We start from the raw sequence: 25468 nt of genomic DNA, 5'->3' as shown, positions 1-25468 counted from the left end.
TGCCGGGGGCTGCCGATGCGTTACCTGAACTCCGCTCACTATATCGATGTGGTGGCCAAGACCGGTTCGATCCGCGCCGCCGCGGAATTGCTCGCCATAACCTCGACGGCGCTCAATCGGCGTATATTGGCGATGGAGGCCGAACTCGGCGTTGCCATTTTCGAGCGACTGCCTCACGGCGTGCGATTGTCCAGCGCCGGCGAACTTCTAGTGCAGCACATGCGCAACCAGTTATCCGATATGGAGCACGTGAAATCGCAGATTGCAGACCTTGCTGGCGCCCGGCGCGGCCATGTGGCGATCGCCTGCAGCCAGGCGCTATTGCCCTACCATCTGCCGATGCAGATCTCACTCTACCGCAAGGAACATCCGAATGTGACCTTCGGAGTGCACCTGCGCGACCGGGAGGAGGCCGAGCGTGCCTTGGTCGATCACACGGCCGACATTGCCATCGTCTACGAGCCAACCCGGCTGGCTGCCTTCATGACACTAATACGGGTGCACCAGCCGGTGCATGCGGTTATGCGGCCCCATCATCCGCTGGCTTCTCACGAGACGGTGCGCTTGCGCGCTTGCCTCGACTATCCAATCGCGCTTCCCACATCAAGTTACGGTGTGCGCTACCTGCTCGACATCGGGGCGCAATCGTCATCGCTGCAGCTGGAGCCGGTGATTCAGTCAGACAGCTTCGAATTCCTGCGCAACCACGCTATCTCAGAGGATATCATCACCTTCCATTTCCCGATTGGCCTATCCCACCAGACGATGACCGGTGACATGATCTCCCGGCCGCTCGACTTGCGCGACGTGCCCGCTGGCATGCTCTATGTCGGCCAACTCAAGGGCCGCACCCTACCGGTGGCCGCTGCACGTTTCGCCGACCAGCTTTCCGCTTCGCTGGCGCAGCAGTATGAGGTCTCGTGATGGCGCCTATTAGGGGGTCAGAACAAGAGCAGTGCCGGGCATCTTGCATCCTATCAAATGAATGCAATCGAAGGACGACCTATTCCCGGAACGCTCGGTGAACCTGGCCCGACAAGGCTTCAGCACGTAGGACCAAACGTTGCGATCGCCTGTCTAAATGTGGACCTCCGCAGGCATGCCAGGCTGTAGCCGCCTTCCACGCGGGCATGCTTTTGGTCGTCGAGCGTCGTCCTCCCACGAAATAGGAAATCTTGCGCTGTTGGTCCTTGATCAGATCGGCTGAGACTCTCTGCACGGTCCCCTTGCATTCCGGGGTCGTATTTGCGTCGCACGCGGAGAAGCGCATGGAAACCGGCTGTCCGGGTTCGACGTCATCGATGCTGGCGGGCGCGACCATGCCTGTCGACCACGAACCTGTCCTGTTCAGGAACAATCAGCATGATGGTCTCGCGGGGACTGGACGGCACGCTCCTGGACAAGTCCTGACTGGGGAGCGCGGATTTCGGTCAGCGCAAGCTGGTCCTGCGCCACTGTCTTCCGCTCGACGAGTTCGGCCTCCTTGCCATCGAGTTCGCGCAGTTCCTCGTTTGCCTCCGGTCTGGTGCTGCACCTTTTTGGGGTTGCTTTCGACGACCACGGTGCCCGATGCGATCACGGCCCCGGCGAGCGAGGTCGTTGCGGCCAAAGCGCCGACGCCGCCGACAAGCACAACGCAGACTGTCAGCCACAGCAGGACTTTGCCCGGATGCCTTCGCCGGATTTCTCCAGAGCGCACACCGAGCCGGAACCTGGAAGTCTGAACGGCGAGATCATTTCGGCCAAGGAAGACAGCATGTCTTCCAGCTATATGAGATTGTACTTTTCCGGGGAGAGGACCAAGCTATCGGGAAGGGCGTGGTCGGCTATCGAATCAGTGCTCAAACTGCGATGGAAATCCCGCAACTTCAGATGGCCGATGATCAGACCTCTCAAACGTTCTACGCAATCCCAACAAGTGCTGGTTACGGGAGGTTCCGGCTTCCTCGGTATGTACTGTATTTTGCAGCTGCTCGATCTTGGATACCGGGTTAGATGCACTGTACGCTCGCTGACACGCGAACCAGAAGTCGTCGTACACTCGAGCAGATGGGCGCATCATCAATTGGCGCTTCTCTTTCCTTCATCGAGGCAGATTGGAGTGCCGATCCCGGTTGGGATGATGCCGCCGCCGGTAGCCTCAGTGAATTCAGCGGTGTCCATATCGCGAGCGTAACTCATGGCAACGAATGACGATGTGATCACCAGCCGTTTAACCTTCGCTTCATGTGCTGCTCGCAACACTCGTAGTGTGCCAGATCTGGCGATGCCGATGGTGTCAATATTGCCATCCTTTTGTCCAACGGCAAATGGAGAGGCGACATGTAGCACGTAGGAGCTACGATTGGAGTGACTTGAGCATCCCCACTCTTACCGCCTACGTCAGATCGAAGACGTGAGCCGAAAAAGATGCCTGGGATGATCGCTACATCCCGACAGTCGAACCCGCCACAGGCGCCGGCCACCCCTCGCACCGGTCGATTCCCGAGATGTGCATCGTGGGCGATGCGTCATGCCTTTGCCTCCCGGATCGCCCGCAGCGTGGCGTGGCGTAGTTTATTTTCGCGCTTAAGGGTCTTCACGCGTCCGACAAGGCCAGGTTTGATCCATTCGGCATCGGGCTTGTCGGCGCCCCTCGGTGGCGAGCCTTTCCCCTCTTGCACCTTGGCATAGAGGCGTTCCCGCATGGCTTTGGTCAGGGCGATGTTTGCCGAGCCGGCGTAGCGGCGTTCCGCATCGCGGGTTGCCATCAAGGCGAGTGGAGCCGAACCGGGCGTTCGCTGCACGCCTGCAACTTCAAAGTCGACTTCCTCACAGCATTTCGTTTTCACCCAGGCTTCGGTGTCGCCTGACCGATAGCTGCTCTCTTCCCGCTTCGACACCATGCCCTCTAGGCCAATCCGATCAACCGCGGCATAAAAGTCAGCCCCGCCGCCATGCACATGGTGGCTGTACTGGATCACGCCTTTAGCGGTGCCGACGAGTTCGAGCAGCTTTTCCCGACGTGCCAGCAACGGTTCGCGACGCAGATCGATGCCGTCATGGTGCAGCAGATCGAAGGCAACGAAGATGATCCGATCCGGCGCCCATCGCATCGCAGCGAATGGAAATCCGACACGCCTTTCTCGTTAAGGACGATTGCCTCGCCGTCGATGATTGCCGACTTCGGAATGGTTGCCGCCGCCTCGACAATCGTCTTGTACGTCGATGACCAGTCGTAGCCCCTTCGCGTGATCGCTCTGGCCTTGCCGTCCTCAACAATCACCTGGGTACGATAGCCGTCATATTTGATTTCGTGAATCCAGTTGTCCCCTGTCGGCGGCACCTCGACAAGCGTGGGGAACATCGGCCGGATGAACTTCAACATACGCAAACTCGGACTGACCGAGTTTAAATTAGATTAAGCTAAAATGGTTGCAAAGGAACGCACCAGACGCTTGGGCAGCTCCGGAGCACATTGAGGAGCGTCATCTTGATCCAGCGGCTGCAATCGCTGGAGCGCCACCTGGCCGGCGTCAAGGAACGATTCCGCCCTCCCGGTGTTTCAATCTCATGACAAACATCACGAAAAGCCGAATCGCGATGGCGGCCGAAGTCGCAAGTGTCAAGCAGCGCCTCAAACGGGACGAACTCGCGATTGAGCGCTCGGAAAAGATGGTGGCCCAAAACATCGAGCGGTCCGGCAGGATTCGGCGTCGAGCGCCGCCACCTAGATTAGCATCGTGTTAAAGCCACTCGAATGTGGCCAAGCACCACTTCGCCGATCTCGCTTTTGTCGGTCTTCTTCAACGTCAGCGCGAAGACCACGGTCTCGCGCGCTGGCATGTGCGGGTAGAGCGCATGGTTCGGGAACACCATGGCGAGGTCGCGCGACTTCGGCGCAACGTCGACGGGCCGACCAGGATGACGAATTCACCTGACCTAATGTCGACTGACACGCCATGAATAACTCGGACCGTGCCATAGGCTTTCTCGATACCTGATGCGGTGAGCGCACTCATGCGCCTTTGGCCTTAGAAAGAGACCTTGTCGCTGCCTTTCAGCCTCAAGAGACAGCATTGCAAGCCTTCGGCAGAGCAGAATCAGCTTGGGCAACGGATCGGTCCGTTGGCAAATTCGGGTCCGATGTCGGCCTCGCGCGGACCTTTGACCAAATCGGCGCTCGCCGTAGTCGCAACGGTTGCGCCGAGGTGCTTGGCAAGCTGGATCGCGACACCTCCCCGCCGCTAAATTGAGCCATGTTGTGCCCTGTGGCCTGGGTTGTGTTGGCCATGCGAACGTGTAAGTTGTAGCTAATTTAGGGGTGGGGTGAAATGGAATACGGTTCCAGGAAGGTCACCCTGTTGGGCGGCCTGGCATCGACCAGGCGGATCCGGATGCTTCTGGCTTCCACGGCGGTCGCGACCAGTCTCGCAACGCTGGCGACAGGCATTCCCGCTTCGGCCCAATCCGTGTCGATCTCCGGCGACGTGGATCCGACCCCCGCCGCATCGCCCAATTGGAACGTAGGGGGCCAGCTGTTTGTCGGCAAATCCGGCACCGGCACGCTGGACATCGAAGCCGGCGGCACGGTCGCCAGCACATTCGGCTTTGTCGGTCGTGACCCTGGCTCCATCGGCACGGCGACTGTGACGGGCACCGGCTCCACCTGGACAAACAGCGGCGAGCTCACTGTCGGCCTTTTCGGCAACGGCACGCTGAACGTCGAGGACGGAGGCAAGGTCACCGACTTTAACGGCTACATCGGATATCACTCGGGTTCTACCGGCACGGTGACGGTAACCGGCGCGGGCTCCACCTGGACGAACAGCGGCTGGCTCTTTATCGGCTATGCCGGTGGCGCCGGCACACTGACCATCGCGGCCGGCGGCGTGGTCACCAACACGGCGGGCTCCATCGACTCCGGCACGGCGACGGTGACGGGCGCCGGCTCCACCTGGACGAGCAGCCTCGATCTTACTGTCAACGGCACGCTGAACGTCGCGGCCGGTGGTGCCGTAACCAACAAGCAGGGCTTTATCGGCAATGGCTCGGACTTCTCCGGCACGGCGACGGTGACGGGCACCGGCTCCACCTGGACGAACAGCGGCGAACTTTATGTCGGCTTTAACGGCGGCGCGACGCTGAGCGTCGAGGACGGCGGCGCTGTCAGCAACACGAATGGCTATATCGGTACTTTCGCAAGCTTCACCGGCACGGCGACGGCGACGGTGACGGGCGCGGACTCCACCTGGACGAACAGCGGTGCACTTTATGTCGGCAGTTCCGGCACCGCGACGCTGAACGTGGAGGCCGGCGGCGCTGTCAGCAACACGGACGGCTACATCGGGGTTTTCGCAAGCTCTACCGGCACGGCGACGGCGACGGTGACGGGCGCGGACTCCAGCTGGACGAACAGCGGCGACCTTTATGTCGGCCGTTCCGGCACCGGCACGCTCGACGTCGAGGAGGGCGGCGCCGTCACCAACGCGGTCGGCTACATCGGATACGACGCTGGCTCCACCGGCACGGCGACGGTGACGGGCGCGGACTCCGCCTGGACGAACAGCAGCGAACTTTATGTCGGCCGTTCCGGCACCGGCACGCTCAACGTCGAGGATGGCGGCGCCGTCACCAACACGGTTGCCTACATCGGATTTAACGCAGGTTCCACCGGCACGGCGACTGTGACGGGTACCGGCTCCACATGGTCGAATAGCGGCGTACTCTACATAGGCAGTAGCGGTGATGGTACGCTCAACGTCGAGCACGGCGGCGCCGTGACCAACACGGTCGGCTACATCGGATACCTCGCTGGCTCCACCGGCACGGTGACTGTGACGGGCGCTGGCTCCACCTGGGCGAACAGCAGCGAGCTTCTTATCGGTCGTTCCGGCAACGGGACGCTGAACGTCGAGGATGGCGGCGCCGTCACCAACACGGTCGGCCGCCTCGGATTTCAGCCGGGTTCCACGGGCACGGCCACGGTAACGGGCGCGAACTCCACCTGGACCAACAGCGGCGACCTTTATGTCGGCGATTTCGCCACCGGCACGCTGACCGTCGCGAACGGTGGCCTGGTCAGCGATGCTACAGGGGCTATCGGAGTGACCTCGAGCGGCACGGCCATTGTAACGGGCGCCGGCTCCACCTGGAAGAACAGCGGCACGTTCTATGTCGGTTATGGGGGCACTGGCACGCTGACCGTCGCGGATGGCGGCGCAGTGAGCACCGGCAATGGGGCAGGCATTGCCCATATCGCCGTTCAGAGTAGCTCGACTGGCACCCTCAACATCGGTGCGGCCGCTGGGCAGCCGGCCGTCGCGCCAGGCACGCTGCAGGCTGCGGAGGTTCGCTTCGGCGCGGGAGCGGGAACTCTCACCTTCAACCATACCGGGACGGGCTACACGTTCTCTCCGGCGATCACCGGCGCGGGGGCCATCGGACAGGTCGCCGGCACGACGATCCTGACCGGAAACAGTTCCGGCTTCACCGGGACGACGACGATTTCGGGCGGCGTGCTGCTGGTAAACGGAACGCTTGGCGATTCGAGTTCCTCGATCGACGTCCTGACGGGCGGCACGCTCGGCGGCTCGGGCACGGTGGGCACGACGACAGTCGCTTCGGGTGGCACGATCGCACCGGGCACCTCGATCGGGACGATGACGGTGAACGGCGACATGACCCTGCAGCAGGGCAGTCGTCTGGCCTACGAGGCGGCAGCACCGGGCGCGGATTTTACGACCGGTCAGGCGGATAGCGTCATGGTCAACGGAAACGTGACGCTCAACGGAGCCGTGCTCGATGTCGCCAATGCTGGCGGCTTCGGCCCCGGTCTTTACCGTATCGTCGACTACACGGGCACACTCACCGAGAGCAACGGCGGACTCACTCTGGGCGCCGTTCCGCCCGCATCGACGCTGTCGATCCAAATGCTGACGGCCGACAAGCAGATCAATCTCATCAACACCACCGGCCTGACGCTGAACCTTTGGAACGCCAACGGCCAGGCCGACGCCACCCACATGGGCGGCGGCGCTGGCAGTTGGTCGAACATGGCGCCGAATTGGACCGATGCGACGGGTGCGCTCACGGCGGCCATGCAGCCGCAGCCCGGTTTCGCCGTCTTCGGCGGCGAGGCAGGCACCGTAACGGTGGACGGCAGCGCCGGCGCAGTCCAGACCACCGGCATGCAGTTCGCGTCCAGCGGCTACGTGCTAACCGGCGACACGCTGACGCTGGTGGCCGACGCCGATCATCCGGCGCCGGTCGAAGTGCGCGTCGGCGATGGCAGCGCCGCAAGCAACGGTTATGTGTCGACCATCTCCAATGTGATCGCGGGCACCGATGGATTGCGCAAGACCGGCGCGGGCACGCTGGTGCTTTCCGGAACCAACATCTATTCGGGCGGCACTACCATCGAGGCCGGCACGCTTGCGCTCTCGGGAGCGGGCTCGATCGGACCGGGTTCGCTGCAGATCGATGCCGGCGTATTCGACATCAGTGGTATTGGCGCTCTCGACATGACGATCCACAATCTTAGCGGCTCCGGCGGCACTGTCCAACTGGGCACCAAGGCCTTGACGATTGTCCAGGACCAGGATGGCAGCTATGGCGGCATCCTTTCGGGCACCGGCACGTTCATCAAGACGGGTGCGACATTTTCCTATGATGGCGACGGTTCCGGCTTCACCGGCACCACTTCCGTGGCCGGCGGTACCCTCCTCATCGGATCGGACGACGTACATTCCGGGGCAAGGCTCGGCGGCAACCTTGATGTGACGAATGGTGCCGTGCTTGGCGGCCACGGGACGGTCGGCTCCGGGGCTGGCAGCGTGGTGACTGTTCAAAGTGGCGGCACACTGGCGCCAGGCGCCTCTATCGGCACACTAACGCTTGACGGGGATCTCGTCTTCAACGCTGGCGCCAGCTTGCAGGTCGAGGTCGACCCGGCCAGCAGTTCCAGCGATCTGGTTCACGTAACCGGCGCGGCGACCATCGGCGGCGGCTCTGTCGCCCATATTGGTGTCGACGGCGGCTACAAGCCGTCTTCGACCTATACGATCCTCACGGCCGACGGTGGCGTTTCGGGTCAGTTCGACAGCGTGACTTCGGACTTTGCCTTCCTTGATCCGTTCCTGGCCTATGATGGCGACGACGTGAATCTGACCCTAAATCGCAACAACGTTGCCTTCACCGACTTTGCCCAGACATTCAACCAGAAGAGCACGGCCGGCGTGCTCGAGACGCTCGGATCGCTGAGCGCGCTCTACCAGGCCGTCGTTGTTCTAGCCAATGACGACGAAACGGTACGCCAGATCTTCGACCAGTTGTCGGGCGATGGATATCCCAGTGCCAATGGCGTCCTGGTGGAGGATAGCCAGCACGTTGCCGAGGCCGTCAATGCGCGCATCCGTTCGGCCTTCGGCACGGTCGCGGCCAGCGATGCGCCTGTCATCGCCTATGGCGAGGTGGCGCAGGGAGGCAGCAAATCCAATGAAGCCATCCATGGCATGCTGTTGCCGGCCACCACGGATCGCGCCGCCGCCTGGGCAACCGCCTTCGGCTCATGGCGCGACAATGACGGCGATGGCAATGCTGCGCCGATCTCGTCTTCCACCGGCGGTTTCCTCACCGGCATCGACAGCGCCTTCGGCGATAACTGGCGGGCAGGCGTCATCGCCGGCTTCAGCCATTCGAGCTTCAATGTCGATGATCGCGCGTCCTCGGGCGACAGCCAGAACTGGCATCTCGGCCTCTATGGCGGTGGCCAATGGGGCGCTTTTGGCCTTCGCGCCGGCGCGGCCTACACCTGGCACGACATCTCAATGGGCCGCCACGTCGCCTTCGCCGGCTTGGATAACAGTCTGAGCGCCGATTATGATGCCGCCACCGCACAGGCCTTTGGTGAGATCGCCTATGACCTGAAGGCCGGGCAGTTCGGTTTCGAACCATTCGCCGGACTTTCTTACGTGACACTCCACACCGACGGCTTCAGCGAGACAGGCGGTGCCGCGGCCCTGACGGCGTCCAGCACCAACACCGATGTGACGTTCACCACCCTCGGCCTTAGGGCATCCAGCAACTTCGATCTCGGCGGCACCACTGTCACGGCGCGCGGTACACTTGCCTGGCGCCATGCATTTGGCGACGTTACACCGATCTCCACCTTCGCCTTCGCTGGCTCCGACACGTTTGCCATCGCCGGCGCCCCGATCGCAAGGAATGCAGCGTTGATCGAGGCCGGCATCGACGTCGCACTCAGCCCCTATGCGAAGCTTGGCTTCGCCTATCAGGGCCAGTTCGCATCGGCCATGAAGCAAAACGGCTTCGATGCAAATCTGATGGTCAAGTTTTGAGGGACCTAAGGCGAGGCAGAGATCCATTCGCCTGCCTGCGATAACAGGTCACTTTCTAGTAAGCAAGAAGCTGACCGTCAGCCCGCGGCCCATGACAACGAGCTCAGGTGACTGATCTAACATCGGAAGTAACGCCGGCTTTTTGTGACAAGTCGCCTCAGGCATGGGACGACATGACCGATTTGAAGGTCAGGGCGGCAACACTGGGGTTTCCCGCCTCGATAAAGGTCGCAGCAAGCGAATCTACTGGTGACCGCCCGACCAGGGCGCCACAGATGAAGGCAAAGGCGGCCGAGGTCGAAACGTTGACGGCTAGCCCCTGTTTGCAACGGCCGGCTCCACGGCGGTCAACGGGGCTTCCAAGCTCCAGGTGACCCCATGCGGGCCGTGCTCAAGCTTTCCCTGTCCCCCCACTGCCGCAGGTGCCACCCGCTTCAATACCACGGTTCCAAAGCCGCCCTGTCCGATGCTCTGAACTTCCGGCCCATCGGTTTCAGCCCAGGTGAGATGGAGGAGCCTCGAAGCACCGGACCCGGTAATGGTCCATATGACTGAGATCTGGCCCTTATCCGCTGAGAGGACGCCATATTTGGCCGAGTTGGTAGCCAGTTCATGGAAAGCGATCCCGAGATACTGCACCGCATTGGCATTGAGGACCAACAATGGGCCCGACATGGCGATAACGTCTCCCCGTGGGAATGGCTGGGCTTGCGCCGCCAAAAGGTCACTGATCGTGGCGCCCTTCCAGTCCGCCGCAACCAGCAGGTCGTGGGAGCGCGACAGCGCCATGATGCGCTCGCGCACCTGGTATTCAAATTGCTTTGGCGTCTCCGATCGCTTGTTGGTCTCACGGATCATCGACAGGATGACTGAATACTGGTTTTTCACCCGGTGATTGACCTCGCGCATCAGCATGTGGATGCGTTGCTCGCTTTCCCTCGCCAACGTGATGTCCCGGGCAATCTTCGACGCGCCGACGATTTGCCCGGCTGCGTTACGCACGGGCGATATCGCCAGCGAAACCGGAACCAGGCTGCCATCCCTGCGCTGCCGTGTGGTTTCGAACGGTTCGACGCGTTCGCCACGCCGAATGCGTTCGAGGATACGAGGTTCCTCGTCCTGGTGGTTATCCGGAATCAGCATCGTCACCGACTGACCGATCGCTTCGTCAGCGGTATAGCCGAACAGCCGTTCGGCGCCCTGGTTCCAGCTCTTGATGATGGTGTTGAGATCCTTGCTGACAATAGCGTCGAACGAGGATTCCACAATCGCTGACAGATGCTGCTTGGCCTCTTCGGCACGTTGGCGGTCCGTCAGGTCCAATAGCATGTTCACGGCACCTATCAGGGTGCCGTGCTCATCCCGCAGCGGCGTGGGATAGGGCAGGAACGGGAAAAAAGATCCGTCCGGTCGCTGCGCCACGGCCTCCTGGTTGCGGACCGGCCGGTTTTCGTTGAGAGCGATCGCCATTGGGCACTCGTCGTGGGGCAGTTCCTTGCCGTCGGCAGTGAACAGCTTGAACGTCACGCACCATTTGTCCTTGCCGACGTTAGGCTCCCGTCCTGCCAGCTCGGCAGCAGCGCGATTATAATAGGTTATCGTACCGTCTTGGTCAGTTGTGTAGATGGCGACCGGAAGGGCGTCGAGGATCTGGTGATAAGTATTGTCTTGATGCCTCAGTTCGGTGCGGGCTCGCTCCAAGTCGGTCACATCGACTGTGAAGCATCTGGTGTTGATTAGCTTGCCGTCACGAAAATGGCCGCTCGAGGTGATTTCGACATGCTTGATGGCTCCGTCGCGGGCTCTCAGACGCGCCGGATATCTCGCGATCTTTTCGCCCTTGGTGAGGCGTTCCAGAATGTCCTCGATGACCGGCCGGTCGGGGTAGAAGTCGGCGATGTGCCGGCCGACATAGTCTTCTGCGGGATAACCGAGGAGGTCGAGCTCAGCTGTGTTGGCGTGCAGAATGATGCCATCCTCGCTCACCAGATGGAGAGCAACCGCGCCGTTCTCGAAAAAATCCTGATAATCAAAATTCGGACTGTCAGTGCCGGACATTTCCGGGTTCTTGAAGGCGACAACGTTCGCCTGCGGCAGTTCATTCATATTTCTGGCCCCGATATCAATTCAACCAGCTGTAACGTAGCTTGTGCCGGTATCGTTCCAAAGTCGCCGTTTTCGGGTGTGTTGCACGGCCGGCCAGCTTACCATTCTTATCGCACGCGACTTCATGCCAAGTCCTTGGTCGCTTACCACGAAACCTTGATCGCCCGGGCCAGAAGATCACCGGATAGCTGTGCTCGGCCGGCCGTGCGACTGGTTTAACGCAGGGGTTGCCGGAGCAGCAGCCGCGCCTCACGGAATCGGTGCCGATCGGGCCAATCAGCTCCAGCCTGCTAAACTTGGTCGTCAAAGCCGCGTGCGCCGATCTGCTCTCCGCATTGAGCGAGCTCCGATTGCCACGACGCTCGTAACTCGTCTTACCGTGCCCGCCCTATTCGACTGGCCGGAGGGCTCTCGTGCCGGCGCCGAGCTATCCGGCGGACAAGGACGCCAGGGGCGCTCACAGCCCCAGTGCCGCAGCGACACGTTCCTGGAAATACTGCACTCCCCGCTCATGCCGCCCCGAGAGCGGGCCGGAGCTATAGGCTCCTGCGGCATAGTTGCGATGCGTATCGGCGCAGATGGCGTAGTCCTCGCGTACCACGGCCAGAGTGCCTTGCACAGATTTCGCCCTGCTCTCGGATGCTTCTGCAGCGATATCGGCAAAGAAGAAATGGTAATGCTGGTCTGTGTGATGCGGTGAGGTCGGGTTGATCCGGCTAACGTTCATGCCGCCATCGAAAAGCGATAGCGTCCAATTCGGCCACATCCAAAGCCATTTGCCGCGATAGAACAGACCGTCTTTCGGCGGTGCGGTCATCCGGACATAACCGGGATGGGCGGTGGTCTGGAAAGCTTCGAAGTCGATGGCAGCGTAGAACGAGGGATGTGTGCCAGGGATGTGGTAGCCTTCGACGAAATTGTCGGTGTAGATCTTCCAGTTCGCCGTAAAGCTGACGGTGGCCTGATCGGTGGCGGCATAGGTCTCCAACGGCTCGTCCGCCAGTTCGTCGGGCAGAGAGCCAAGTTGATCCAGAAGACTTTCCTTCGGGTCGAGTGCCGCGAAGAGCAGCCCGCGCCATTCCGACAAGTGCACCGTCTCCAGCGGCCAGTCTTCGGCGATGATCGCGGGATCCTTGCCATACCATGGGGCCTGCACCAGCCGTCCGGTGTCGGCAAAGGACCATTTGTGATAGGGGCAAACGATCAGCCCACATTTGCCCGCGCCATCGGCCAGAAGTTTCGCCCCCCGGTGGCGGCAGACGTTCTTAAATCCGCGCAAGGTCCCGTCCCGGCCCCGGATGGCAAAGATCGGCGTGCCGGCGATGTCGATGGCAAGGTATTGACCGGACGTCGCGACCGAGGCGACAGGCCCCATGAACTGCCAGGTGTGCGCGAAGATGCTGCACCGTTCCTGCTGCCAGATATCATCGCGTACATAAAGCGACGGGTCCAGGTTCAGGTATTGCACAGGCGGAGTGTCGAGTGGCAGCTGGTCGGGCCGCAAGGGGTCTGGCGTCATAGGCTAACCTCCAGTTGCGGCAATCCTGTCGTAAGCGGGGCGGCATCGCAAGAGAATTGGCTCTGCTGCGCACAGCCTGTAAGCCGGCGTGCAATTTTGCTCTAAAGCAGATTTGCTGGAGTGGCGGTCGTTTCCAATTCGCCGACCTAGTTGTCGACCGCGATCATCACGTGGGATGCTTAACCGCAGCACAGGTCCCAGGTCGACTTCGAGCCCAGTTCGTCGTCCGCCTGGTGGACGGCGGGTATCAGAATAGTGCCGTTCGCTGGCGAACGACGGGGGATGGAGTCGTGAGCTGACGAGAGAAACTTTGCCCGAGGACGCCAAGCTAGAACGGCAGCTTACCGCCGAGCGTTCGGCACGCCGAATCCTGATGTTGGCTTAAGCGTATCTCAGACATTCAGTCTGACCAGACTTTTGCGAATGGCGTCTTTGCGCTTCGTCTCGGTCATTGAGATATTAGCAGCCGCTTCCAAGAAGCAGACATCAGTGACCGCGCCATAGCTCTCGATGCGCAACGATATCAGATTCTCCAACCCGCCATTGCCCACATGCATTTCCCAGGACGGCCATTGATCGCTCAGGCAGGAATTCCGGACCGGTCCGGATCACCCAGGTGAAATGGCGTCTGCCGGGTCGACGCTTGCGTCAGGCGGCGTATGTCAACTCGTTTTAGGCCGCAGTAACTTCGAGAGCCAAGGCGGACTGCTGGGGCAGGAAGAAGCTGGGTATTTCCACACTGGTGCGATCCGGTACTTAACATATTATGTGACCTTCAACTGGGGGTTATAGCGAATGAAAGATGAGACCGGCGTTCAAAAGTTGGTGCGCACACTGCGTGCCCGAGCACCCGACGACGCAGCTGAATTGCTGGCCAGAGAGTCTCCCGAGTTCATCCGCGACACACTAGAGCTGTTGCCAGAGGGGCACGCCCGCAAGGTGGCCGAGCATTTGCCATCGCATATGCGGCCCATCAGGCCCCCTGACGATGGCGAGGATTTCGCGATCCCCGAGTCGCTTGTCGAGGTAATGGACCCGATTTCCGCCAGCGTTCCTGTCGGGACGACGGTTGCTGCCTCGGTGGAAGCTGTCAGACGCGCCCAGGTGCCGACCGAACTCACTTATCTCTACGTCACGGACGAGGGCAATAAACTGGTTGGCCTGGTGGTCCTGCGCGATCTGATGCTGAGCGAACCGGACGCCATTGTCGACCAGATCATGCTGCCCAAGCCGTTCGCTCTTGATGTAGGTCTCTCTTTGAGCAACGCCTGCAAGGCAGCGGTACGGCGTCACTACCCTGTCTATCCGGTGGTGGACGCGGAGAACCGGCTGCTCGGGCAGGTTCGCGGCTGGCGCTTGTTCGAGCAGCAAGTCATTGAGATTTCCGCTCAGTCTGGCCAAATGGTAGGTGTCCAGAAGGAGGAGCGCTCTTTCACGCCGCTGTTTTCAGCCTTCTTGAAGCGTCATCCGTGGCTGCAGTTGAACCTCCTGACGGCCTTCATGGCCGCATTCGTGGTCAGTTCGTTCACAGGAACCATCGAGAAGATCGTCACGCTGGCGGCATTCCTCCCGGTCTTGGCCGGGCAGAGCGGAAACACGGGCTGCCAAGCACTGGCTATGACGCTGCGTGGCCTTGCGCTGGGGGATGTGGACAAACGACCGAAGCTGCACTTGGTGGTGAGAGAGGGCGCGCTCGGGATCGCCAACGGCTTGCTTGTCGGCCTTCTTGCGGCTGCGGCGATGTGGTTCTACGCCTCGAGGCAACCGGAGTCGGCGGCCCAAGCGCCCATGTTAGCACTTGTGATCCTGCTTGCCATGTCCGGATCGTGCCTCATGTCTGGAATCTCCGGCGTGCTGATCCCGTTGGGCCTGCGCCGGGTCGGCGCCGACCCGGCGGTCGCTTCGGCGATCTTCCTCACCACCTTGACCGATATTGTAGGCATGGGCCTGATGCTGGGGCTGGCCACCATACTCGTGCTGTAGCGAGGTACGTTCCTGGGAAATTGGGGCAACAAGCTGATCTCGTCGCGTTCAGCGAATTGCGAGAGCCAGGCCGCATCGCGCACGCATCGTGAGAAGCACCCTCCGGCAGCTCTCTGACCCCTTGCGCAACGCGCCGGAAGACCTTTGGATAGGCCGTGGATGACCTTGAAGCCTATTCAGTGACCAGAACACGCGCAGAATCGCGCAAGCAATATTAACCTCGTCGGTTTGCGATCCGCCACTCAGGATCTGGTTGTTTGCTACTGGTGCCGAATCCTTCAATTACGTCCAGCAACTCCAAGCAGACGTTTTTGCGACCAGCGCAGCCAAAAATAGGAATAAGCCTGTTAGCTTGTTGCGCAGCTGCAACAGCTGCTGAGGCTCGCGTGATCTGGTGGCAGTTCAGTCGCCTTTTTTCTTGTAGTCATGCGATTCCTTCGCACTAGTCCGGTCGGGGTGGGTTCTCGGCATGCAATCTTCGTCTCGCACGATTTTCGGCTTCGCCGCAGCGCTGCTTTTTAGCGGGGTATTGCCGGCCGGCGCACAAGGTCTTTTTACGGCCTATGACGATGCGTTTTCGGCCCGCATCGCCAGTCCGGCCGACAATGGAACGCTCGCCCAATTCGTCACGGTTGCGGTCAACGCGGGCCAATACGATCAGGCGATCTCCTCAATCGAGCAGTATCTGATCCAATACCCCCGCGATGCGCGCGCCCGGCTTGCCGCCAGCCGGTTGTACTATCATGTCGGCTCCTATGAATTGGCCCGGCGGCAGGTGCAGTACGGCATCGAAGTCGGTGGTCTGACCGCGGGTGAGCAGCAGGAAGCTGTTCGCCTCCTCGGCCGGATCGATCGTGCGTTGCGTGGCGTCACCTGGGAACTCGCCCTGACCGGCGGCGTACTCAGCGCATTCACCAATTTTGCGCCGGGCGGGGCGCAGGACGAGGAAAGCTTCGTCTCGCCCTACGGGCGGGCGGAAGGCTTTGTCCGGTGGGACCTCGGCACGCCAAGTGCCGACGCGCTGGTGCTTTCAGGGTCGTTGACGGCGACAGAGCGTTTTTTCACGGAAGACCTGTCGGTTCCGGGTAGCGATAAGACTTTTGTCCACGGCAACGCAGCGATTACCTGGGACAAGGGGCTGCCCAATAGTGGGATCGATTCGCTTCGCCTGCTGCTCTCCGCATTTACCGTTACAGACCGTTTCGACAGCGATATTCAGGAAACCGGCATTGGCCTTGGTGGACGTTTCCTCGTTCGACCGACGGTCGAAACGACGCTCTTCGCCGGTGGCGGCTACATCGATCTAAGCGCCTCGCAAGGCATTTTCGCCGACAGCAGGGTCTTCTATGAGGCAGGCGGCAGCTACCGCTTCCGCAATGGCCAGGCGCTCGGACTGCGCTTTGTCGGCTCGAACGACTTCGCTTCCGGATCTGGAGAAATCGGCCGCAGCTACTCAGGCGAGGTCCGCTATGGCGGCCTGTTGATGAACGTACCGGATCTTTTCGCATGGTCACACCAGATCGCCTTCTCGGCCGGCCACAGCGACATTCCCGATCTCTCGGTCGGCATCGGCACAAATATTAAGAGCGACTTCTGGCGCATTGCCTCGGAAAGCGATTTTCAGCTGACTGAAGCCCAGAAGATCAGCGTTGATCTCGCCTATCGAGAAACCACTTTCGCCATCGCCAACCGCGACCGAAAATCGTTCGAAATGCTCATGAGCTATACGTTGACGCTCAATTGAAAGAGGCCTCGATGAGGTACCGTCAGATCGCTCTTTTTATCGCCTGCCTTGCTTTCACGGTACCATCCGCCGCTGAGACAGTCGGGTCGATGACAGCCTATCAGACCAACATCGTCCGCAACAACGGTGGGACAATGAACGTTGGTGCTGGCGTCGAACTCGGCGACCAGTTGCGCAGTGACCCCACCGGTCTTGGAATGCTGGTGTTCCGGGATGAATCGAGCGCCAAGATTGGTCCGAACACCAGCCTGACAATCGATGAATTCGTCTACAATCCGGGCTCCGGTTCCGGAAAGATCGATATCGGGATGAACAGCGGCCTGGCACGTTTTTATGGCGGCCAGGTTTCTAAAGGGGGCGTCATGCAGGTTGCGACGCCGCACATGGTGCTCGGGGCGAGAGGCGGCATCATCGAAGTGCTGGTGGCAGCCGGCCAGACTGTCGGCATATTGCGCGCCGGCCGCATGACCTGCACGATCAGTGGCAAACGGCTGGTCATCACAAACCCGGGCTACGCCTGCACGTCGGCAGATGGCAAGCTGCTGACCGGCTACGGTGGCATCGACACCTTCCCGATATTGGACAGTATTGACCGGATAGCGGGCACCGGCCTGCCAGGGGCACCGGGTCCTGGGTTGGACGTAAGCGCAATTTGTGCATCGGCACTCGGCGGCTCGCTCGAAGTCTGCGGGTCCACGGACGGCGCATTGCCAGGAGTGGTCTTGGAATTCCCTGACAGCCCAATGCCACCTGCGGGCAGCGGGGGGCGGAGGGGCGAGTGTGAGGGTGAGCGTTGCTGTTACTACTGCGATTAGACTGGCCCCACGATGAGCCGCTTGGTCGGTAGTCCCTGGGCTGATTGGCGGCAAGCTGGCAGGCGCAAAATATCCGGCCTTGTGGTCGTGCTCCTGCTGCTCGCTTGCCATTTGGCTTTTGACGCACCGTTGTCGCGTCTGCGTGAGCGGACGTACGACTTCTATCAGTTTCTCGCCCCACGCCAGACGACGAGCAATCCTGTCGTGATCGTCTCGATAGATGACGCCAGCCTCAAGGCACATGGGCGATGGCCCTGGAATCGTGGCCTCTTGGCCGATCTGGTCGATGGCATCACCGAATCCGGCGCGGCGGTCGGGCTTGCGCTGGTACTCCCCGAGGCCGACAACTCGCCTGAAGGCATCGCCGGAGACAAGCACTTAGCAGCGGCGCTGGCCAAAAATCGAACGGCGCTTGCCGTCAGCCTAGGCAATGAGGCGACAGTTTCAGAAGCAGAACCCAAAGCCGGCTGGTCGATCGTCGGGCAAGTACCCGATACACTTCCCGGCTTCACCGGCTTGACCGGCTCGCTTGCCGAATTCTCGAACACTGCCGCGGGCCTTGGCGTGATTCGCACCTTGCCCGATCCCGACGGCGTACTGCGCCATGTGCCGCTGCTCTGGCTTCGCAACACCGCTCAAGGCGTGCAGCTGTGGCCGTCCTTCGCACTCGAGCTCCTGCGCCTTTACGCTGGACAGGACGGGTACATAGCCCGGATGAATGCAGCCGGGTTCGACGCACTCAGGATGGCCGGCGCCATTGTGCCGCTCGAGCCGGAGGGGAGCATCCGCCTCTGGCAAACCGCCACCGATGCGCCCCGCCTGTCTGCCAGCACTATCCTCTCGGGCCATGGCGATCCGCGGCTGCGCGACGCCATCGCCATTGTCGACCTGTCGGCTGTGGGACTGACGCAGTACCTGCCCACGCCAAGGAGTCCAGCACGATCAGGAGCGGACATCCACGCCGATGCGGTTGGCCAGATGCTTGCCGGGCGCTACCTGGCCGAGCCAACGCACGCGCGTATGCTTGAGCGGCTCTGGTTTCTCCTCAGTGCCGTCGTTTTCATCGGGCTGTCCGGAGTGCTCGCCGGGCGTGTCGTGCTTGGCGCCCTCGCACTGGCGCTGCTGGCCGTCACGCCGTTTGTGTTCGGCGCTCTCGAGTACAGCATGCAGGGTGCACTCTATGACCCGCTGCAGCCGGCGCTTGCAACGATCATGGTTGCGGGCTTCGAAGGCTATGTCCTCTACAGGCGCAGCGAGCAGCGCCGGTCCACCTTGGCGCGACAGTTCTCCCAATATCTGTCGCCCTCCGTGGTGCAGCGCCTCGCAAGCTCGGACACCGAGGCAATCCTGTCTGGCGAGAAGCGCGAGATCACAATCCTGATCAGCGACATACGCGGCTTCACGACGATGAGCGAACAGCTCGATACCCATGAGATCGCCAAGGTAGTCAACCATTTCCTTGGTATTGCGACCGATGAGATACTCAAGCGCGACGGCACCATCGACAAGTTCATGGGCGATGCGGTGCTGGCCTTCTGGAACGCGCCGCTTGATCAACCCGATCATCGCGAGCGTGCGCTCGACGCGGGTCTTGCCCTGATCGAGCGGGTGAAGCGCGAAGATGCCGCCTTCACTGCGGATGGCCATCGCTCGATCGAAATCGGCGTCGCCATCGAGACCGGCATCTGCTCGGTAGGCAATTTCGGCTCCGAACGACGCTTCGATTACACCGCAATCGGCTCCCCGGTGAACCGCGTGGCACGTCTAGAGTCCACGACCAAGAAGCTGGGCATCCCCCTGGTGCTCGGACCCGGCTTTGCGGCAGGAGCATCGATGCCGGTCGTCCAGGCGGGCGCCTTTGAGCTCCAGGGTTTCAAGGGCGAGGTGCCGGTTTTCACTGTTCCGGAGATGCAAGCTGCTCACCAAGGTGTGAGCCGCGAAGTAGAGATCCAACAATCTGGCGCCCCTGGCGCGGTGGTTGGTTCGCCGCCATCCGTGCAAATGACACCGCCTGATTTTGCGCCCTGAACCCGAAGCACACGCTGACCAGATTCAGCCGATCGCAGGGGTGCCGTCCTGCATCGTGAACTAAGACCGCTGGGGAGGGCCTAGGTGCCATCAGGCGGCATCCGGCCTGCGCAGCCGTTGTTTTTGACGGCGGGCGTCTCGCACGCCTGCAGGATTAGGCCAATTTGGTCGGCCGCAAAATACCGGAGCTGAAAGTAGCCCATCTATTCCTGAAAGCTGCCATTCTAGTTGCGGTCCCACGCTCATCAACCGTCTGCCGGCGCGCAGCGGTCATCCAACAGAACACCGGCCGACCTGTTCAGTTCGAGTTGATGAGCGACGCACGCTCCAGCCTTCTCGCATGGCTGGAGCGACGCGGTAGAAGATGCCCTGGAACTGCTGAGGCTACGGAAACCTACAGATGCAGCTCCATTTCCGAGTGGAGCCGCGTATGCTAAGCGCCTTGTTTCGGTCGTTGAGGCGAACTCCTGCGATCCTATATGTGGACATAGTTGCTGAAGACGCTTTGAACCAGACTCGCGTGGGAGTGAGGTTGCAAAACGCCTCCTCCGGGTGAGAACTCCCCGCAGAGAGCCGCTTCTTCAGACAGGCTCCGACCAGGCCGCAGGATAGGCGAGGCAGCCCCAGAATTTGGAGACCAGAACATGGCAAGCGGGGAGCAGCAAGACAAATCAGCGGCGGAAAAGGCAGTATGGCCGCTTCTCTTTCTAACGGCGGCGCTGCAGGCGTATCTGGGTCTGTCGTTGGTAGCCTATGTGTTCATGGGCGTGTCAAACCCGGGCTCCGGGATGGCCGGATGGACAGCGGCCATGACAGGCGGGCTCCAGACGATTGCGGCCATGGCGGCCTTTGTGCTGGCTCTTCGAGGCGATCTTCGCGGCACTAACCTGGCGTTAGCCGGCAGCATCATGCTGGGCTGGTTTTCGATGCTGCCTTCGGTCGCTGAGCAAGGGCTCGACTTTGGCGGTGACGACTGGGGTACCCCGGTCTATTTCGTGGTCTCCCCCATCATCGCGATCGTTACGGCAACGCTAGCTTGGCGCAACCTATACCTGGTCCCGGCAGCTTTCATCGTAACCGCACCGACCTTCATCGGCATTTTGGTCGTCATCGTCTTCGGAATCGCCATCGCTTTATACGGCTTCTGACTGCGTGGCAGGTTCGAGGCTCGAAGTCGCAAGGATTGGCTTCGGCCCGTGAATCCGAGGCGTATCGAAGGTCCGGCTTCGGGTCGCATCCGGCCCGCTGCAGCATTTTCCACTTTGAGGCGAAATCATTCTCAACTAAGGTCCGCCAGACTTAAGGCATGGGGGATTGCCGATGGTTTTATCACGCAGGGGTGTGGCGCTCGGCGGCCTGGCGCTGGTCGCGGTCGGTGCAACCGGCAATATTGTTCGAGCCGCGACGGAGAAATCCTTTTTCGCCGGTACCGCCAGCGACAACAATTTTGTCTATCGCAAGACCAACTTCACCAAGATCGACAAAAGGTGGCATCGCCAGATCGTCAAATATTTCAGCAGCGAGCCGGTCGGCACCGTCGTGGTCGATACCCGCCACCACTTCCTCTACCTCATCATGGAAAACAAGACCGCCATCCGCTACGGCGTCGGCGTAGGCAAGGACGGCTTCAAATGGTACGGCCGCGCGACGATCGACCGCCGCGCGCTGTGGCCGCGATGGGTCCCGCCCCCCGAAATGCGTAAGCGCAAGCCGGACCTACCGCCGATGGTCGCAGGCGGCGCGTCCAACAATCCGCTCGGGCCGCGCGCGCTCTATCTGTACCGCGACGGCGCCGACATCGGCTACCGCCTGCATGGCACCCTGGAGCCATGGAGCATCGGCACCGACGCTTCCAGCGGCTGCATCCGCATGTTCCCGGAAGACATCATCGACCTCTACCAGCGGTGCCCGATCGGCACCGCGGTGGAGGTGCTGCCGCACATCGCCGACCAGGCGCCCGCTTCCACAACTGTCGAATGATTGGCGCCTGATGAACCGCATGATTGAAAACACGCGCCGGCTGCTCGCTGCCAGCCTGCTGGTGTTTGTCGCATCCTGCTCGACCAGCAACACGCTGGCCCCTTCCACGCCAGACGTCACCAACGCCGAGATTGCCGGCTTCCAGAACGTGCAGCCGGGCAGCGAGGAGGATTTTATCCTCAATGTCGGCCGCCGCACCTATTTCACACAAGGTTCGGTTGCGCTCGATTCTGTCGCCAAGGCCACCCTCGACACCCAGATCGCCTGGTTAGCAAAGCATCCGCGCTGGCTGCTCAAGCTGCAGGGTTTCGCCGACGATCCCGGCGCAAGTGAAACGGCGCTGTCGCAGCAGCGCGCCGATGCGGTGATGGACTACCTCGCCGCGGGCGGCATAGACCGCAATCGCATGTGGGCCAAGGGCTACGGCAAGGACAGGCTCGTCCGCGACTGCCCCGACGCCGCCTGCAGGTCGCAGAACCGCCGCGTTGTGTCTAATTTGCGCGATGAGAGGGACGAGTCGTAGGGGGCAGCTGTTTTGCCTGTCATCGGAGGCCGTAGGCAGCTTTGTCCCCGTAAAGCAGACATGCCGACGATAGCACTTCAGGCCGCGGTTGCCCAGGTCCGCGAAACTTCCATGTGCCGCACGCCACCTTGGCTCCCGGCCTTCATTGTCGTAACCTCACGTCGCAAAGTCAGCGTGTGCACAGGAGGGCGCGTTCGAATGCGGGTTCCAATTTGGCTCCTTTCGACCTTTGTGCTGTTGTTGGCAACATTTCCATCCGGGGTGCACGCGGCCAGCGACAATCCGAAGCTCACGCCACTCGTTGCGGAGATCATCGCTCCCCCGCATGTGGTTCCAGGCTCCGACGGCAGGCTTCACATCGTCTACGAACTTGCAGTGACGAACGTCACCGGCGGCAATGTCCGATTCGAGAAGCTCGAGGTCGTAGAGGCCGACAGCGGAGCACCGCTTGCAGAACTCGGCCCGGATGAATTGGCCACGCACGTCACGCCGGGCGCAAGCCGCGGCAACGAAACCCGCGAGCTGGCCGCCTATCAGTTCGCCGTCATCTTTCTGCATGTCGTGCTTGCGGACGGCGCGGCGGTTCCGGCTCGCATTTCCACGAGATCACGGCGTTTTTCGCGGTCATCGGCGCCGACATGACGGTGACGATTGGCGAGGGTGCCGTCGTTGCGACGGCGCCGGTGGGCTTCCGCGGAGCGGAATAGCGTCGGATGATCTCGTTCTGATCCGAAACCACCGAATCGATCTGCTCGGGGACCGTCTGGCTAAGGCTCGGTCCGACCATGAAGGCACTGATTGCAAGACAGATGGACACGCGACGTACTGCGTCGAACCACTGAGACAGCGCCTTGCGAAGAGGCATCAATCAAACTCGCGGACATGTCGTGGTAGGGTAGATCAAGGATTGCTCGAAACTCAAATTAGCAAATTAGCAAATATGTTGGGGTCCGTCATCCCGCGAAAGCTTACGCGTCAGTGCCCCAACAAAGCGCAGACCGACTGAGCCTGAACCTCCCGCAAGCGTTCGATCAAAGCGCCAGCCGGCTCAGCGATGTTCAGCGTGGTGGTGACCGAGCGCGTCCCGTCGGCGGTTGACGCCGCCCACTGCGTGTAGCCCGGGAAACTGCCTGTGTGGCCATAAACGACACCGCACGGCGTGGTGTAGCGGAACAGTCCGAGACCGGCATCGTTCGTCCCGGGTCCGGGCGGACTGGAATTGCCGGCCACGAACTTCATCTGTTCAATCTGCTCGACAGCGCCGAAGAACTTCAGTCCGAGATCTGCCCGTATGAACGTCGACAAATCATCAGGCGTCGACACCATCGCGCCCGACGCCCACGCACCGCTTGGGCTGACGAAGGTCGTGACGTCTTTCGGCTCGGATCCGGGCGCGACGACATAGCCGTGGATGGCGGGCGCAGGCAGCGCGATGTCGCGCGTCGGGAAACTCGTCCGGGCGAGGGCGGCAGGACCAAACGCGATGTTCTTCAGCAGCGTCCCGTAGGGCGTTCCTGTGACCGCCTCGGCGATCAGCCCGACGACGACGTTGTCCGTGTTGGAGTAGGTATACTGGGTGCCGGGCGTAAGCTCGAGCGGGTCGTTGCGAACCCAGCCGATGATCTCAATGGGCTGCACGTAGCCTTGAGGATTTGTCGCGACCTGCTCGGCCAAGCCCTTGGACTGCAAGTAGTCGGGCAGGCCGCTGGTGTGGTTCAGCATCTGGCGGACCGTGACGGCCCGACCATGCCGCCGGCAGATCAGGCAGGTGCTGGCCGATGGTGTCGTCGAGGCCGAGCCGGCCCTTCTGGACGAGGTGCAGGGCAATGGCGCCGTTGAATGCTTTTGAGATGCTGGCGATGCGCATATATTGATCGACCCCCAGCGCCTCACCCGATATGACATCGGCGCGCCCCGCTGTGAGTACGGTCATGCGGCCGGCGCGGTAGAGCGTGGCGATCGCGCCGGGAGGTCCATCCTCTGCATCGACGAGCTCCTGTAGGCCGGCCTGTACTTTTGCATCGCCGTTCTCAACTGAGCCGCGGTTAAGCCCGTCGACTGTGCCGGACCTTCGCTATCAGGATGTTTTACATAGAGATCCGGATTCATCTCTTCAGAAGACACGATGACTTCGTCATTGACGCCAGAGTCAATATAATCATCAGTAATTGAAAAGCCTGCCAGAAGCTGTTTGTCCGTGAGAGGATACCAGGAGCCGAGTTCGTGCGAGTAGGCGGCAATAGCCAGCCGCGCCAGTTCACGATTGCTATACAGGTCGATTTCATAATATTCGACCAATTCGCCATCCGAATATTTCTTATATCCGTCAATATAAGGATCGCGGGAATTGTGGCCTCTATACTTATCCACAACGTCGCCGACGGTGACCTTAGCCTTGTTTCCCTGGAAATAGATCTTGCGGAGGAGAAAACCCCAAGCAGCTACCCCATGCTCTGGGGTTTCATAAATGGCAGTTTGGTTGCCGTACCGGTCTGGCAGAGTGCAACCTACATATCCTCTCATGCTGTCTCGCTGCCATTTCGAGATGTTGATGGCGCCGGGATTGTTTGTTCGAAGGGCCCTCCGAGTAAGCGCATTTGAGGAACTATAGGCAGCGTCCGGTAGGCTGCTAAAGAAATTGCCAATCCCGACCAGACTTCTGAAGTTGAATTCAGTACCTTCAGGATATTTCGCATCGTCGCGAAATGGCGGGGCTAGACTGCGCGCTTTGTTCGCCTCCCAAAACGGCAGCCCGAGTGCAATGCCGGTCTGCATCCCCACTGTGCCGTCAACGGGTATTCCATATGTGCTCTGGAAGGACTTCACAGCGCTGGCTGTCTGCGAACCAAACACTCCATCAATCGCTGAGGCGTAAACAGATCTGTCCGTGAGTACGCTCTGTAGAAGCGCAACCCTACGATCAGGAACGTTGCTTCTAGTTTGCCGAAAGACCGGACCGACGGGTTGACGCTTGTCGCTGATGCTGAAGTTGCTGACCCGTTCGCTCGACCCGGAATAATCGTCAGGTGCTCCGCAGTTCAGGGGATTAGCTGCGCCAACTTCATCCGGGCTTTCAAAAGCGAAGGCCGGACCGTCAGGCAAGAGGGCCAGGAGCGCAATGGCAAGCCAACCGCCCGCCCGCGGCCTGAAACAACCGCCTATCATTTGGCGACTTCACCGCATGCGTTGACTGCATCGGTCTTCGACATGCACATTCTCCGATCTTCGGCGAATTTCAGTTCGCCTTGTTAACCGACCTTCTCGTCTCCCAGCACCTTTTATCATCCAAAGAGTGGATGACGGAAGGCGAGCTTGATTCTGATCTGGCGAATCGCCTGTCAGCAATCTCCGCTATCGGCGCGGCAGCCTGCAACTTTCAGCGCCGAGAGCATGCGAGCGGACCATCCACCCGGACACTCAGCTCTCTCCCAT

The 25468-nt window shown here is 60.9% G+C and carries 17 protein-coding genes and 3 pseudogenes; 11 read left to right on the top strand and 9 right to left on the bottom strand.

Features of this window, described 5'->3' with window-relative positions; genetic code table 11:
- The first annotated feature begins 15 nt into the window (after positions 1-15).
- The gene (locus tag AC0L3E_RS25375) at positions 16-924 is read left to right on the top strand and encodes a LysR family transcriptional regulator (protein WP_127322614.1); all 909 of its coding nucleotides are present in this window, start codon (positions 16-18) and stop codon (positions 922-924) included.
- 79 nt (positions 925-1003) lie between these two features.
- On the opposite strand, the gene AC0L3E_RS25370 is transcribed toward AC0L3E_RS25375, so the two are convergent.
- From AC0L3E_RS25370 to AC0L3E_RS25350, 5 genes and pseudogenes are all read right to left on the bottom strand, one after another.
- A complete protein-coding gene (locus AC0L3E_RS25370; RefSeq protein WP_473605955.1) occupies positions 1004-1270 on the bottom strand; it encodes a beta-barrel domain-containing protein in 267 nt (88 codons plus the stop codon).
- A gap of 791 nt (positions 1271-2061) precedes the next feature.
- Positions 2062-2331: a hypothetical protein gene (locus AC0L3E_RS25365; protein WP_473605873.1), complete on the bottom strand. Its 270-nt coding sequence runs from the start codon at positions 2329-2331 to the stop codon at positions 2062-2064.
- Between the two features lie 179 nt (positions 2332-2510).
- Positions 2511-3095 carry an ATP-dependent DNA ligase gene (locus tag AC0L3E_RS25360; protein WP_473605872.1) on the bottom strand — a complete coding sequence of 195 codons (585 nt, stop codon included), beginning with the start codon at positions 3093-3095 and terminating at the stop codon, positions 2511-2513.
- 62 nt (positions 3096-3157) lie between these two features.
- Positions 3158-3346, bottom strand: a pseudogene (locus AC0L3E_RS25355) (ATP-dependent DNA ligase); the annotation flags it as partial.
- A 368-nt stretch (positions 3347-3714) separates the two neighbouring features.
- Entirely contained in the window at positions 3715-3858 is a 144-nt protein-coding gene (locus AC0L3E_RS25350; RefSeq protein WP_164762814.1) for a hypothetical protein, read from the bottom strand.
- Positions 3859-4313: 455 nt separating this feature from the next.
- Here AC0L3E_RS25350 and AC0L3E_RS25345 point away from each other — a divergent pair, with 455 nt between their 5' ends.
- Positions 4314-9338: an autotransporter domain-containing protein gene (locus AC0L3E_RS25345; protein WP_473605870.1), complete on the top strand. Its 5025-nt coding sequence runs from the start codon at positions 4314-4316 to the stop codon at positions 9336-9338.
- 312 nt (positions 9339-9650) lie between these two features.
- On the opposite strand, the gene AC0L3E_RS25340 is transcribed toward AC0L3E_RS25345, so the two are convergent.
- Positions 9651-11444, bottom strand: a complete 1794-nt coding sequence (locus AC0L3E_RS25340) for a PAS domain S-box protein (RefSeq protein ID WP_128309167.1) — start codon at positions 11442-11444, stop codon at positions 9651-9653.
- A gap of 457 nt (positions 11445-11901) precedes the next feature.
- The gene (locus AC0L3E_RS25335; protein WP_127807746.1) at positions 11902-12963 is read right to left on the bottom strand and encodes an aromatic ring-hydroxylating oxygenase subunit alpha; all 1062 of its coding nucleotides are present in this window, start codon (positions 12961-12963) and stop codon (positions 11902-11904) included.
- A 795-nt stretch (positions 12964-13758) separates the two neighbouring features.
- Here AC0L3E_RS25335 and AC0L3E_RS25330 point away from each other — a divergent pair.
- The 9 genes and pseudogenes from AC0L3E_RS25330 to AC0L3E_RS25290 all read left to right on the top strand — a co-directional run bounded on the left by AC0L3E_RS25330 (position 13759) and on the right by AC0L3E_RS25290 (position 22678).
- Positions 13759-14946 carry a magnesium transporter gene (locus AC0L3E_RS25330; RefSeq protein WP_127332122.1) on the top strand — a complete coding sequence of 396 codons (1188 nt, stop codon included), beginning with the start codon at positions 13759-13761 and terminating at the stop codon, positions 14944-14946.
- A 529-nt stretch (positions 14947-15475) separates the two neighbouring features.
- Positions 15476-16690 (top strand): tetratricopeptide repeat protein, encoded by a 1215-nt coding sequence (locus tag AC0L3E_RS25325; RefSeq protein WP_236383282.1) that lies wholly within the window; start codon positions 15476-15478, stop codon positions 16688-16690.
- An 89-nt stretch (positions 16691-16779) separates the two neighbouring features.
- The gene (locus AC0L3E_RS25320; RefSeq protein ID WP_189526157.1) at positions 16780-17505 is read left to right on the top strand and encodes a FecR domain-containing protein; all 726 of its coding nucleotides are present in this window, start codon (positions 16780-16782) and stop codon (positions 17503-17505) included.
- Between the two features lie 87 nt (positions 17506-17592).
- On the top strand, positions 17593-19533 hold the full coding sequence (locus AC0L3E_RS25315; RefSeq protein ID WP_473605868.1) for a CHASE2 domain-containing protein: 1941 nt from the start codon (positions 17593-17595) through the stop codon (positions 19531-19533).
- A 260-nt stretch (positions 19534-19793) separates the two neighbouring features.
- Positions 19794-19892: pseudogene (locus AC0L3E_RS25310) on the top strand (integrase); the annotation flags it as partial.
- Between the two features lie 285 nt (positions 19893-20177).
- A complete protein-coding gene (locus tag AC0L3E_RS25305) occupies positions 20178-20681 on the top strand; it encodes a hypothetical protein (RefSeq protein WP_128308788.1) in 504 nt (167 codons plus the stop codon).
- 172 nt (positions 20682-20853) lie between these two features.
- Entirely contained in the window at positions 20854-21513 is a 660-nt protein-coding gene (locus AC0L3E_RS25300; protein ID WP_128308789.1) for a L,D-transpeptidase, read from the top strand.
- Between the two features lie 10 nt (positions 21514-21523).
- Positions 21524-22036: an OmpA family protein gene (locus tag AC0L3E_RS25295; protein ID WP_127332134.1), complete on the top strand. Its 513-nt coding sequence runs from the start codon at positions 21524-21526 to the stop codon at positions 22034-22036.
- Positions 22037-22096: 60 nt separating this feature from the next.
- Positions 22097-22678, top strand: a complete 582-nt coding sequence (locus AC0L3E_RS25290) for a hypothetical protein (RefSeq protein WP_473605866.1) — start codon at positions 22097-22099, stop codon at positions 22676-22678.
- A gap of 333 nt (positions 22679-23011) precedes the next feature.
- On the opposite strand, the pseudogene AC0L3E_RS25285 reads toward AC0L3E_RS25290, so the two are convergent.
- A pseudogene (locus tag AC0L3E_RS25285) lies at positions 23012-23969 on the bottom strand (serine hydrolase domain-containing protein).
- Positions 23966-25201: a peptidoglycan-binding domain-containing protein gene (locus tag AC0L3E_RS25280; RefSeq protein WP_164898689.1), complete on the bottom strand. Its 1236-nt coding sequence runs from the start codon at positions 25199-25201 to the stop codon at positions 23966-23968. Before AC0L3E_RS25280 ends, AC0L3E_RS25285 begins: the two are co-directional and overlap by 4 nt.
- Positions 25202-25468 lie beyond the last annotated feature (267 nt).

This window comes from Mesorhizobium sp. WSM4822 (assembly GCF_055811155.1).
This window is presented reverse-complemented; position numbering and strand designations above follow the sequence as displayed.

Excerpts from the sequence above, each read along its gene's own strand:
- AC0L3E_RS25375 (WP_127322614.1), top strand. The coding sequence starts at position 16 with ATGCGTTACCTGAACTCCGCTCACTATATCGATGTGGTGGCCAAGACC.
- AC0L3E_RS25370 (WP_473605955.1), bottom strand. The coding sequence starts at position 1,270 with ATGCGCTTCTCCGCGTGCGACGCAAATACGACCCCGGAATGCAAGGGG.
- AC0L3E_RS25360 (WP_473605872.1), bottom strand. The coding sequence starts at position 3,095 with ATGCGATGGGCGCCGGATCGGATCATCTTCGTTGCCTTCGATCTGCTG.
- AC0L3E_RS25350 (WP_164762814.1), bottom strand. The coding sequence starts at position 3,858 with ATGGTGTTCCCGAACCATGCGCTCTACCCGCACATGCCAGCGCGCGAG.
- AC0L3E_RS25345 (WP_473605870.1), top strand. The coding sequence starts at position 4,314 with ATGGAATACGGTTCCAGGAAGGTCACCCTGTTGGGCGGCCTGGCATCG.
- AC0L3E_RS25340 (WP_128309167.1), bottom strand. The coding sequence starts at position 11,444 with ATGAATGAACTGCCGCAGGCGAACGTTGTCGCCTTCAAGAACCCGGAA.
- AC0L3E_RS25335 (WP_127807746.1), bottom strand. The coding sequence starts at position 12,963 with ATGACGCCAGACCCCTTGCGGCCCGACCAGCTGCCACTCGACACTCCG.
- AC0L3E_RS25330 (WP_127332122.1), top strand. The coding sequence starts at position 13,759 with ATGAAAGATGAGACCGGCGTTCAAAAGTTGGTGCGCACACTGCGTGCC.
- AC0L3E_RS25320 (WP_189526157.1), top strand. The coding sequence starts at position 16,780 with ATGACAGCCTATCAGACCAACATCGTCCGCAACAACGGTGGGACAATG.
- AC0L3E_RS25305 (WP_128308788.1), top strand. The coding sequence starts at position 20,178 with ATGGCAAGCGGGGAGCAGCAAGACAAATCAGCGGCGGAAAAGGCAGTA.
- AC0L3E_RS25300 (WP_128308789.1), top strand. The coding sequence starts at position 20,854 with ATGGTTTTATCACGCAGGGGTGTGGCGCTCGGCGGCCTGGCGCTGGTC.
- AC0L3E_RS25295 (WP_127332134.1), top strand. The coding sequence starts at position 21,524 with ATGAACCGCATGATTGAAAACACGCGCCGGCTGCTCGCTGCCAGCCTG.
- AC0L3E_RS25290 (WP_473605866.1), top strand. The coding sequence starts at position 22,097 with ATGCCGACGATAGCACTTCAGGCCGCGGTTGCCCAGGTCCGCGAAACT.
- AC0L3E_RS25280 (WP_164898689.1), bottom strand. The coding sequence starts at position 25,201 with ATGATAGGCGGTTGTTTCAGGCCGCGGGCGGGCGGTTGGCTTGCCATT.